This is a genomic window from Streptomyces sp. MUM 2J, from assembly GCF_022414535.1.
In the GTDB taxonomy this organism is placed as follows: Bacteria; Actinomycetota; Actinomycetes; order Streptomycetales; family Streptomycetaceae; genus Streptomyces.
In genome coordinates this window covers 300,167-310,736 of the sequence record NZ_JADWYM010000002.1, presented here as the reverse complement: position 1 = coordinate 310,736, position 10,570 = coordinate 300,167, and the positions used below count along the sequence as shown (strand labels likewise).

At 72.5% G+C, this 10,570-nt stretch carries 11 protein-coding genes and 1 tRNA gene; 3 read left to right on the top strand and 9 right to left on the bottom strand.

Annotated elements, in window-relative coordinates; translation table 11 throughout:
* Positions 1-163: 163 nt before the first annotated feature.
* Both I3F54_RS03345 and I3F54_RS03340 read right to left on the bottom strand, forming a co-directional pair.
* A complete protein-coding gene (locus I3F54_RS03345; protein WP_240117030.1) occupies positions 164-355 on the bottom strand; it encodes a hypothetical protein in 192 nt (63 codons plus the stop codon).
* Positions 356-463: 108 nt separating this feature from the next.
* Complete coding sequence (locus I3F54_RS03340; RefSeq protein ID WP_240117029.1) at positions 464-1,366, bottom strand: SDR family oxidoreductase; 903 nt, start codon at positions 1,364-1,366, stop codon at positions 464-466.
* Positions 1,367-1,605: 239 nt separating this feature from the next.
* Between I3F54_RS03340 and I3F54_RS03335 the strand changes: the two genes are divergently transcribed.
* Entirely contained in the window at positions 1,606-2,826 is a 1,221-nt protein-coding gene (locus tag I3F54_RS03335) for an IS110 family transposase (RefSeq protein WP_240117028.1), read from the top strand.
* Positions 2,827-2,843: 17 nt separating this feature from the next.
* Here the strand turns inward: I3F54_RS03335 and I3F54_RS03330 are convergent, their stop codons facing one another.
* Together I3F54_RS03330 and I3F54_RS03325 are read right to left on the bottom strand one after the other, a co-directional pair.
* Entirely contained in the window at positions 2,844-3,959 is a 1,116-nt protein-coding gene (locus I3F54_RS03330) for an alpha/beta fold hydrolase (RefSeq protein ID WP_240117027.1), read from the bottom strand.
* The gene (locus I3F54_RS03325; protein ID WP_240117026.1) at positions 3,956-5,617 is read right to left on the bottom strand and encodes an NAD(P)/FAD-dependent oxidoreductase; all 1,662 of its coding nucleotides are present in this window, start codon (positions 5,615-5,617) and stop codon (positions 3,956-3,958) included. The genes I3F54_RS03330 and I3F54_RS03325 overlap by 4 nt, the downstream gene beginning before the upstream one ends.
* Before the next feature lie 136 nt (positions 5,618-5,753).
* Between I3F54_RS03325 and I3F54_RS03320 the strand changes: the two genes are divergently transcribed.
* Positions 5,754-6,419 carry a MerR family transcriptional regulator gene (locus tag I3F54_RS03320; RefSeq protein WP_240117025.1) on the top strand — a complete coding sequence of 222 codons (666 nt, stop codon included), beginning with the start codon at positions 5,754-5,756 and terminating at the stop codon, positions 6,417-6,419.
* Between the two features lie 208 nt (positions 6,420-6,627).
* Here the strand turns inward: I3F54_RS03320 and I3F54_RS03315 are convergent, their stop codons facing one another.
* Complete coding sequence (locus tag I3F54_RS03315) at positions 6,628-7,431, bottom strand: exodeoxyribonuclease III (RefSeq protein ID WP_240117024.1); 804 nt, start codon at positions 7,429-7,431, stop codon at positions 6,628-6,630.
* Between the two features lie 152 nt (positions 7,432-7,583).
* On the opposite strand from I3F54_RS03315, the gene I3F54_RS03310 reads away from it, so the two are divergent.
* Positions 7,584-8,060, top strand: a complete 477-nt coding sequence (locus I3F54_RS03310; RefSeq protein WP_240117023.1) for a GNAT family N-acetyltransferase — start codon at positions 7,584-7,586, stop codon at positions 8,058-8,060.
* Positions 8,061-8,244: 184 nt separating this feature from the next.
* Here the strand turns inward: I3F54_RS03310 and I3F54_RS03305 are convergent, their stop codons facing one another.
* From I3F54_RS03305 to I3F54_RS03290, 4 genes are all read right to left on the bottom strand, one after another.
* Entirely contained in the window at positions 8,245-8,682 is a 438-nt protein-coding gene (locus tag I3F54_RS03305; protein ID WP_240117022.1) for an SRPBCC domain-containing protein, read from the bottom strand.
* Positions 8,683-8,694: 12 nt separating this feature from the next.
* The gene (locus I3F54_RS03300; protein WP_240117021.1) at positions 8,695-9,039 is read right to left on the bottom strand and encodes a metalloregulator ArsR/SmtB family transcription factor; all 345 of its coding nucleotides are present in this window, start codon (positions 9,037-9,039) and stop codon (positions 8,695-8,697) included.
* A complete protein-coding gene (locus I3F54_RS03295; protein ID WP_240117020.1) occupies positions 9,036-9,500 on the bottom strand; it encodes an SRPBCC domain-containing protein in 465 nt (154 codons plus the stop codon). The genes I3F54_RS03300 and I3F54_RS03295 overlap by 4 nt, the downstream gene beginning before the upstream one ends.
* Before the next feature lie 972 nt (positions 9,501-10,472).
* Positions 10,473-10,546, bottom strand: a tRNA-Ala gene (locus tag I3F54_RS03290).
* Positions 10,547-10,570: the final 24 nt, after the last annotated feature.

Below are 10,570 nucleotides of genomic sequence, written 5' to 3'. Positions count from 1 at the left end.
CGGTCCGCGGGGTGGTGATGGAACGCCCCGGGGACGCGGGCGGCCGGGCGGCGCGGACGCCCCCGGCGGCTCCGGCGACGGCACCACGCGCGGCACACGGCGTGGGGCGCCCCCGAGGAGAAGGGGGCGCCCCACGGCGTGCGGAACAGGCCGAGCGCAGCGGCTACGCGTCGTAGTCCTGGTCGAACTGCTCCTGCATCTCCCGGTCCGCGTCCTCCGTCTCGTGGCGGCCACGCTCGGGCTGCTGGCGCTGCGGGCTGCGTCGGCCGGACTTCTCACGGCTCTCGCCGAGCTTGTCCTTGGCCTGCTGCTGCCACTGCTCGGCCTGGTCCTGGAACTTGTCCTTCATGCCCATGTGGGTTCACTCCTGTGTGGGTGAGGGGGACGGCCTCCGACCGGCCGGATTCCGGCGGCGGTGGGGCCTCGACCAGACTCACACGGGGGGTGACGCACCGCATGTCGATCACTCACGCTCCGTAGCAGCCCCCGCGGCCGGGGTCCGCTCCCGCTCGTCGGCAGCTCCGCCCGCGCCCACCAGCCCGGTCCGCATGCCCTCCAACCGGTCCGCGAAGCGCCGCATCTCACGCTGCCCGACGGTGCCGATGAGCCCCGGCAGGTACCCGCGCACGCCCTGCATCCCGCGCAGCCACCACTGGCCGTAGACATGGCTGGACCGCCGCTCGATCCCGGCGACGATCCGGTCGACCGCGGGTCCCAGCGGGTACGTCTTGTTCGACGGCCACGGCAGTCGCTGCCGGAGTTCCCGCATGACGTCGTCCTGGTCGGCCCCACGCACCATGTCGGTGTCGGTCCACGACAGGTAGCCGACGCCGACCCGCACGCCCCTGTGACCGACCTCGGCGCGCAGACTGTGCGCGTACGCCTCCACGCCCGACTTGGACGCGCAGTACGCGGTCATCATCGGCGCCGGCGTGATCGCGGCGAGGGAGGCGATCTGCAGCAGGTAACCGCGGCTCTCCATCAGCACCGGCAGGAACGCGCGGGCCGTCACCGCCGACCCGACGAGGTTGACCTCGATCACCCGTCGCCAGGCCCGCGGGTCGGAGTCGACGAAGGGCCCACCGCTGGCGACACCGGCGTTGGCGACGACGACGTCGACCTTCCCGAACCGCTCCTTGACCTCCTGCGCCACCCGCGTCATCGCCTCGTGGTCGGTGACGTCCGCGTGCCAGTGGCCGCTCTCGCCGTGCAGCCGCTCGGCGACCTGCTTGAGGGCGTCCGGCTCCAGGCCGACCAGGGCGACCGTCGCGCCGCGCGCGGAGAGCTTGCGGGCGAGCAGCTCGCCGACGCCCCGCGCCGCGCCGGTGACGACCGCGACCTGTCCCTCCAGGCTGACCCTGCTCATTAGAGGACCATCCCTTCTGCAGCCCTCACGGGTAGGGTTGTGACCTCTCGGTCCCGGCGGGTGCACGGCCTGTCTTGCGTGCCGTTCGACGGCCTGCATGAGTGACGCCAGCCCTGCCGGGCCGAGGCCGTCTGATCGGCTTCAGGGACACGCCCCGCAGAGGGCCGATTAGTGAGCTCCCGGCAGACGACCTCACCACCGGGCAGGTGCTCCTGGAACGGCAGTGGAGTACGACGCACGTGTTCATCGGATGGGACTGGGCGACCGAAACCCATGACGTGACCGTCATGGACCCCTTCGGCAAGCGCATCGACCGGTGGGAACTGGCCCGCACCGAGGAAGGGTTCGCCAAGACCCTGGCCCGCTTGCGCAGGCACGGCGACCCGGCCGACCTGCCCGTTGCCATCGAAACCACCCGGGGCCTGGCCGTCGACCGGCTTCTGGCCGCCGGCCACCCGGTCGTACCGGTGCACCCCAATGCCTTCCACGCCATGCGGGCGCGCTGGGGCGCCTCGAAGGCCAAGACGGACGCCGGCGACAGCATGAAGCTCGCCGACTGCCTGCGCACCGACGGCCACCTGCTGTCCCGCCTGGAGCCGACCGAGCAGGCCACTCCCGGTCTGCAGGCGCTGACCCGGCAGCGGGCAGACCACATCGAGGCCCGCATCGCCGCCGTCAACCAGCTCGCCGCGTTGCTGGACGGGCACTGGCCCGGCGGCAAGGCGGTCTTCGCCGACCCGGACAGCGACATCGCTCTCGCGTTCCTGGAGCGTCATCCCACCCCGGCCTCCGCCGCGAAGCTCACCGCCGGACGGCTTCAGGCCTGGTGCAAGCGCCGCGGCTACCCCGGCAAGAAGCCCGGCAGCGTCCTCATAGAGCGCCTGCGCGCCGCCCCGAAGGCCGCCTCCCGCCTCAGTGACGCCGTCGTCGAGCAGCTGGTACGTGTCCAGGTCCAGCTCGTGCAGGGCATACGCGCGACCATCCGCACCCTGGACAAGACCATCGCCGAAGCCACCCGAACCCACCCCTACGCACCGCTGTGCGCCACCATGCCCCGCATCGGCACGGTCAGCCTCGGACAGGTCATCGGCGAGATCGGCCCGATCCTGGAACGCGCCCAGACCTGCGAACAGCTCATCGCCGAAGCCGGTGTCGTCCCCGTCACCCGTGCCTCGGGCAAGTCCCGCACGGTCTCCTTCCGCTTCGCGACCAACCGTCGCGCACGCGTCGCGCTGACCACCTTCGCGGACAACAGCCGCCACGGAAGCGACTGGGCCGCCAGGACCTACAACGACGCCCGGGCCCGCAAGAAGCGGCACCCACACGCCGTCCGCATCCTGGCCCGCGCCTGGCTCCGCGTGATGTGGGCCTGCTGGCGCGACGGCACCTGCTACGACCCCGCCATCCACCAAGCCAACAGCAAGATCAACACACCCGCCGACGAGCCTCTGGCGGCCTAGAGGTCGACTCAGGAAACTCATGCGCCCTCCTCGATCGGTGCGCCGGCGACCTGCGCGCCGGCCGCTTCCTGTCGTCCGCCCGCGTCCCGGGCGTGCGTGTCCTGCGCTGCGTCCCGCACGCCCGCGTGACCGGTGTCCGCGGGGCCGGTGTCCGCGGGGCCGGTGTCCGCGGGGCCGGTGTGCGCATGCCCGGCGGTGTCCCGGACGTCCGTGGCACGCGCGGCCACCAGGTGGGTCGCGACCAGCTCGCGGATCGCCTCGCCGACCGCGTCCGGCGCCTCCACCGGCGTCATGTGACCGAGCCCGGGCAGCTCGGTCAGCCCGGTGCACCGGGGCAGCTCGGCGGCCAGAGCCCGGGCGTGCACGGGCGGCGTGAGCCGGTCCGCGGTGCCGACGACGACCGCCACCGGCACCCGCAACTCCCTCACCCCGTGGTCGAGATCGAGCCGCGCCAGCACCTGCGACCAGGCGTGGCGGACCGTGCGCGGGCAGGCGTGCACGATCCGCGCGCACGCCTCCACCATGAGCGGGGCCGAACCCGGGCCCATCGTCCCGTACTTGAGGACGCGCCGGGCGAGTGGCGTGACGGGTCCGAGGGGGGCGCGGGAACCGAGGACGCGCCGGGTCAGCCAGGTCCGCGTCCGCCCGGCCCGGATCGGTACGACGGTGGACTGCGCGACCAGACGCGAACTGCCGGTGCTGCACAGCAGAACCGCCGCCGCGTGCTCGCGGAACGTCCGGCGCGCCGAGGCTGCCATCACCGTCATGCCGCCCATGGAATGGCCGGCGATCACCGCCTTCTCGCCGGGCGCGAGCGTGGCCGAGAGCACGGCCTCCAGGTCGTCGGCGAGGGCCCGGGTGCTGCACGCGGGGCTCGCCGGGCTGCGTCCGTGGCCGCGCTGGTCGTAGGCGATGACCCGGTGGTCGGCCGCCAGCAGGCGAATCTGCGCCGCCCAGAACGCGGTCGAGCAGGTCCACCCGTGCGCGAGGACGACCGCGGGAGCGGCCGGGTCGTCGACGGGGCCGTGCATCTCGACGTGCAGCCGCGCGCCGTCGGCGGAGACGACGGTCAGCTCGCGCGCGGGCGCGGGCGGGGCATAGGGCCCGGAGGTCACGTGGGCGAGACGGCTCATCCGGCGGCCCCCCGGGTGCGGCCGGAGGCCTGCCGCGCCGGGGCCCCGACAGCCCCCCGCGCCGGAGCCTGCTGGGCGCGGGCCTTCCGCCGGGAGCCGCTTCCGCTCGCCCCGGGCGACTCCCCGTCGGAGCCGGCCCCTTCGGCCGCCCTTCCACCGAGGGTCGTCTTCCCGGGCGTGCGGCCGTCGGAGGGGCGCAGCACCTGGTACTCCGAGAGTTCGACGCGGCGCGTGGCCCGCCGGAACTCGCTGGTCGTCCCCGGCCAGACGGTGGTGTTGCGTCCGCTCGCGTCGAGGTACCAGCTGGTGCAGCCACCCGTGTTCCACACCGTCCGCTTCATGCGCTCCTGCACCCGGCGGTTCCAGGCGTGCACGGCGCTCGGGCGCGCGTCGAGCGCGGCACGGCCGCCGAGGACGTCCAGCTGGCGCATGTAGTCGGCGAGGTAGTTCAGCTGGGACTCGATCATGAGGATCATCGAGGAGTTCCCGAGGCCGGTGTTGGGCCCGATGATGGTCATCCAGTTCGGGAAGCCGGCGGCGGAGGCGCCGCGCAGGGCCGCCATGCCGCCGGTCCAGGTCTCGGCGAGCGTCCGGCCGTCGGCGCCCACGACCCGCTCGGCGATCGGCATGTCCGTGACGTGGAAACCGGTACCGAAGATGATCACGTCGACCTCGGTCTCCGTGCCGTCGGCGGCGACGACGGTGGACCCGCGGACCTCGCTGAGCCCGCTCGCGACGACGTCCACGTTGGGCTGCGCGAGCGCCGGGTAGTAGGTGCTCGACAGGAGGATCCGCTTGCAGCCGATGCGGTAGTCCGGGGTGAGTTTTGCGCGCAGCACGGGGTCCTTGATGGCGTGCGCCATGTTGCGCTCGGCGATCCGCTCGACGAAGCCGAGCTCGTTGGGGTGCTTGGTGAAGGCCTGCACCTGGAGCTCGCGCAGGCCCCACAGCGCTCCGCGGCGCAGCTGGGTGGTGAACGGCAGCTGCCGGTGCAGCCCGCGCTCGAACCCGCCGATGGCGCGGTCGACGCGGGGCATGACCCAGGCGGGGGTGCGCTGGAAGAGGGTCAGCCTGCCGACCTCCGGCTGGATGGACGGCACGATCTGGATCGCGGACGCGCCCGTGCCGATCATCGCGACGCGCTTGCCGGCGAGGTCGTGGTCGTGGTCCCAGCGGGCGGAGTGGAAGACCTTGCCGGGGAAGGAGTCGAGGCCGGGGATGTCGGGGATCTTGGGGTCGGAGAGCGGGCCGGTGGCGGAGACGACGACGTCCGCGGTGAGGTTGCCGCCGGTGGTCTCGATGACCCATCGCAGTTGCTCGCCGTCCCAGGTCATCCGCTTCACCTCGGAGTCGAAGCGGATGTGCGGGCGCAGCCCGAAGGTGTCGGTGACGCGCTCCAGGTAGGCGCGGATGTGTTCCTGCCCGGAGAAGGTGCGCGGCCAGTCGGGGTTGGGAGCGAAGGAGAAGGAGTACAGGTGGGAGGGTACGTCGCAGGCGCAACCGGGGTAGCTGTTGTCCCGCCAGGTGCCGCCGACGCTGCCCGCCCGCTCCAGGACGGCGAAGTCGGTGATGCCCTCCCGCCGTAGTCGCACGGCGGCTCCCAGCCCGCCGAATCCGGACCCGACCACCGCCACCCGTACGTGCTCGTGCTCAGCCATGCCGAAGCCCCTCCCACACCCGTACCCAAACCCTGCCAGTGAACACTGGCACAATGGGGAGGGTAGAGGAGCCTCGTACTCATGGGTAGGGGGCGGGGCGAGGAAAGTCACCCGCGGTACAACATAGGCTTCCGGTGTGGCAGAGAAGCGTGAATACCGCATGGAGGAGCTGGCGGAGCTGGCCGGCATCACGGTGCGCACCCTGCGCTTCTACCGCGAGCGCAAACTGATCCCGCCACCCCGCCGCCAGGGCCGCATCGCCTGGTACGACGACCACCACCTGGCCCGCCTGCGCACCATCGCGGCGCTACTCGAACGCGGCCACACCCTCAGCGGCATCGCGGAACTCGCCGAGGCCCTCGACCACGGCCGGGACGTCGCCGACCTGCTCGGCGTCGGTCCCCCCACCGAGGAGGAGCCGGTCCGCCTCACCCCCGAGGAACTCGCCGCACGCTTCGAGGGCGAGGTCACCCCCGAGAACCTGGCCGCCGCCATGGAACTCGGCTACCTCGGCACGGACGGCGACGAGATCGTCCACATCAGCCGCCGCCTGCTCGACGTCTCCTCCGCCCTGGTCCGCGAGGGCATCCCGCTCGCGGAGGTCCTCACGGCGGGCGCCCGCGTCCGCGAGCACGCCGACACCCTCGCCGAACTCTTCGCCGACCTGATCCTGCGCCACGGCCCGGAGGAGGACCTGCAGCGCCTGCGCCCACTGGCCCGCAGCGTCGTGGACGCGGAGTTGTCCCTCGCCCTGGACAGGCGGCTCGGCAAGCACCTCGGGGGCGGACCACAGCCGTCCTGAGCCCGGGCGCCGTGACGGCCCCTTCGCACACTCCGCCCACCGGCGGGCACCCGGCCCACCCGCCGACCGGCGGGCCACCCGGGCGAGGGCGTGACGCGGGCACCGGCCCCGGTGGCGGGCGGCGGGTCCGGGGGCCGTGCCCGGGGACCGGCGGGCCCGCGTGCCCGTGCCCGCCGACGGGACCGGAACCCAAGGGGCGAGCCCGGGCCTACGCCTCGTAGACGACCGTGACGGGCGCGTGGTCGGACCAGCGCTCGGCGTGCGTCGCCGCGCGCTCCACGTACCCCTTGACGGCCCTGCCGGCCAGCCCCGGCGTCCCACAGTGGTAGTCGATCCGCCAGCCCGTGTCGTTGTCGAAGGCCCGCCCCCGGTACGACCACCACGAGTACGGCCCCTCCGCGTCCGGGTGCAGCGCCCGCACGACGTCCACGTAGCCGCCGTCCGCCGGGTCCAGTACCCGGGTCAGCCAGGCGCGCTCCTCGGGCAGGAAGCCGGAGCTCCTGGCGTTGCCGCGCCAGTTCTTCAGGTCGGCCCGCTGGTGGGCGATGTTCCAGTCGCCGCACACCAGGACCTCCCGGCCGTCGGCGGAGGCCCGCTCACGCAGCTCCTTCAGATACGCCAGGAACTCCCCCATGAAGCGGACCTTCTCGTCCTGCCGCTCGGTGCCGACCTCGCCGGAGGGCAGATAGAGGGAGGCGACGGTCACACCCGGCAGGTCGGCCTCGACGTACCGGCCGCTGCCGTCGAACTCCGCGGAGCCGAAGCCGACCCGGACGCGGTCCGGCTCACGCCGGGTGTACAGGGAGACGCCGGCACGGCCCTTGGCCGCGGCGGGGGCGTACACCGTGTGCCAGCCCTCCGGGGCGCGGACATGCTCGGGCAGCTGGTGCTGCTCCGCGCGCACCTCCTGCAGGCACAGCACGTCGGCGTCCGTGCCGGCGAGCCACTCCACGAAGCCCTTCTTCGCGGCGGCCCGCAGCCCGTTGACGTTCACAGAGGTCACTGTCAGCACAACACTCTCCTCGACCTCACAGTCGGCCCCATCGGCAGGACGCGTCGTCCGGGGCCACGGTGAGCACCAGGGCACGATACCGGCACACTGGACGACGTCCCGATGTCCACCCGCGGCCCACCCACCGGCTGCATACTCCTACGATTGACCGCATGAATATTCGCCGGGTCGCCTTCGACCATCCCGACGCCGTCAAGCTCAACGACCAGGTCCAGGCCGAGTACCACGTCCGCTACGGCGACGGAGGGGACGCCACCTTCCTGGACCCCTCGGACTTCGCCCCACCGAACGGCGTCTACCTCATCGCCTACGACGAGTCCGACCGGCCCGTCGCCACCGGTGGCTGGCGCAGCCAGGACGTCAACGACAAGGGCAACGAGGACGGCGACGCCGAGCTCAAGCGCATGTACGTCGTCGACGACATGCGCGGCCGGGGGATCGCCCGGCGCATCCTGGCCGCACTGGAGGACGACGCCCGCACGGCGGGCCGCATCCGCATGGTGCTGGAGACCGGCACCAAGCAGCCCGAGGCCATCGCCCTGTACCTCTCCAGCGGCTACGCACCGTGCACCAAGTTCGGCTACTACCGGTTCCACGAGGCGAGCCGCTGCTACGCGAAGGCCCTGTGACACCGCCGGACTCCACGCCCCCAGCCTCCGGCGTCGAGCCCGCCCCACCGCCTCCGCCGCACCCGGCGCCAGCCGGGGCAGGAGCGGGCTCGACCAACCGGCGCGCGCAGGCCCGTCGACCGCCGACGAGGCGCCGACGAACCCGCTGGGACCAGGCCGCCGGGACGGGCCGCCGCGAGCGGCGTCAGTGCCAGTCGCCGATCCGCACGTCGTGCGGATGCGGTGCACCGGCCCCCGTCTCCACCATGGATTTCAGGCTCATCAGGAACACGGCCCACTTGGTGCTGCAGTGGTTCATGAACTCCACCGGCTCGCGCCAGCCCTCGTGCGCGAACAGGACGATCGTCCACTCCCCGTCCCGGGACAGGTCGAAGGCGACCGTCGTCCCGATCCACTCCGCCGGGCCTGCGACGACCTCCCAGAGCACCCGCGTGTTCGGCTGCAGATCAAGGACCTTCATGTCGAAGCCGCCGACGTCACCGAAGCGGAACCTCAGGACGCCGTCCCCGCTGCCGCTCGTGTCGGTCGTCCACCAGCCGGCCAGGCCCTCGACCGTCGTGAGCGCCTCGTAGACCTTCTCCGGCGGCGCCGCGATTCCCACCCGGTGCAGGATGTCCACCATCTCGCTCTCCCTTCACTTCTCCGCGTTCTCGGCTCGCTGGATCGCCTCGGCGAGTCTCTTGATGCGCTGCAGGCGGGCGTCCCACATCGCGCCGACGGAGTTCAGCTGGGCGACGGCACGGGCCAGCTGCGCCTCGTCCACGCGGTACCGCCTCTCCCGCCCCGCCGGAGCGGACCGCACGAGACCGGACCGGTCGAGCACCGCGAGATGCTTGGCCACGGCCTGCCGGGTCACCGGCAGGTTCGCGCTGAGGGTCGTCGCGGTCCCCTGCCCTTCGGCCAGCAGAAGGTCGATCACGCGGCGCCTGGTCGGGTCCCCTATCGCGGACCAGAGGCCGTCGTCGATCGCGGTGCTCATCGCGCGGCCGCCAGTCGGCCCGCGACCGCGGCCAGGCGGGGCAGGAAGAAGTCCCAGCCCTGCCGATGGTCGCTGTAGTGCGCCTCGAGCACGGCGGCCTCCCAGCCCCGCTCGCGGTAACCGCTCTCGCGGAAGCGCACGGTGGTCCCGTTCCCCGTCGGGACGAGCTCGAAGGTCACCAGCAGCGAGTTGCCCGGCCCCGCCGTCTCCGCCTCGTCGTACGTCCAGCGGAACGAGAACGTCCGCGGCGGGTCGGCCTCGACCACCGTGAACGGCGAGGACTGACGCCGACCGCTGCCCTCGTCCGTCCACGTGAGGCTGCCCGTCGCTCCGGCGGCCGGTTCGAGGTCGGCCTCGGCGCTCCACCAGTCCCGGATGTGCTCGGGGCTGGTCAGCACCTCGAACACCACCTCGGGCGAGGCCTCGACGTGCAGTTCGCGCTCGATGCTCCCGTACTCCATACCCGCCTCCACATTCGCAACCATCGGTTGCACACAAGACTAGGCCACCCCCACCGGTCACGCAACCAAACGTTGCACCGTGGGGACCCGGAAGGGGGGCGACAGCACGCCGCCCCCGGCCGCGCGCCCCGCGCAGCGGCTCGATCCGGCGCGGCGTCGCATCGGTGATCACTCACCGGGCAGACACATCCGGCGGACCGGTCAACCGACCGCCCCCTCCAAGAGCCGCGCACCGGGCCCCTGCCGAAGGCCACTGCGCGGAGACCGACCGGGGCGACCCGCCAAGGCGCGGGCACCCAAGCCCTGCCCCTTCTCCCGAGGCAGAGCCCGGCCGAAGCGGGAGGCGGGACCGTCGCGGCGCAGCCGCCTCTCCAGCGGCTCACCCGGACGGCTCCTCCGGCTTCCTGGGCGGCGCGGTTCTCCCGATGCCACCGACACCGCGGAAGACGATCACGCGGTCGGGTGCATCGACTCGGCCGAGGTCCTCGGCACCGAAGCCGGACCGGCCGACGCGCCGCGGGTACTCCGTGAACGCGGCCGCAACCGGCTCCCACGGAGCCTGACGGTTCGTGAACACCTCATACGAGGTGGCGCCGAGCCTCTCCCCTCATCCGGCGTTCACGACGGGGAGCCCCTCGACGGCACGTGGTTCGGCAGACCAGGACGACCGGCGTGCCGGCCGAGATCCCCCACTGCGCCGCCCCGCCCTTTTGCGGTATGCGGGAACGGCTTCACGGAAGTGCACCGGCCCGTCACCGAGTTCGGTGATACCCGAGCAGATCCTGCGACACAGCAGGATCGCCGTGACCATGGAGGTGCACGCACACATCCGCCCGAGGCGACTCGGCGGGCACCGCGCAAGCGGGGCGAAGCGTCTCGGGAAGCAAGTTCCGACGCAGTTGCCGTACTTCAACTGCTGTACGACACGTCAAAGCCCCGGTCGAGACAACCCGACCGGGGCTTTGAGCTGCGTGGACCTGAGGGGATTTGAACCCCTGGCCCCCTCGATGCGAACGAGGTGCGCTACCGGACTGCGCCACAGGCCCTTGCAACGAGTGAAACTCTAGCAT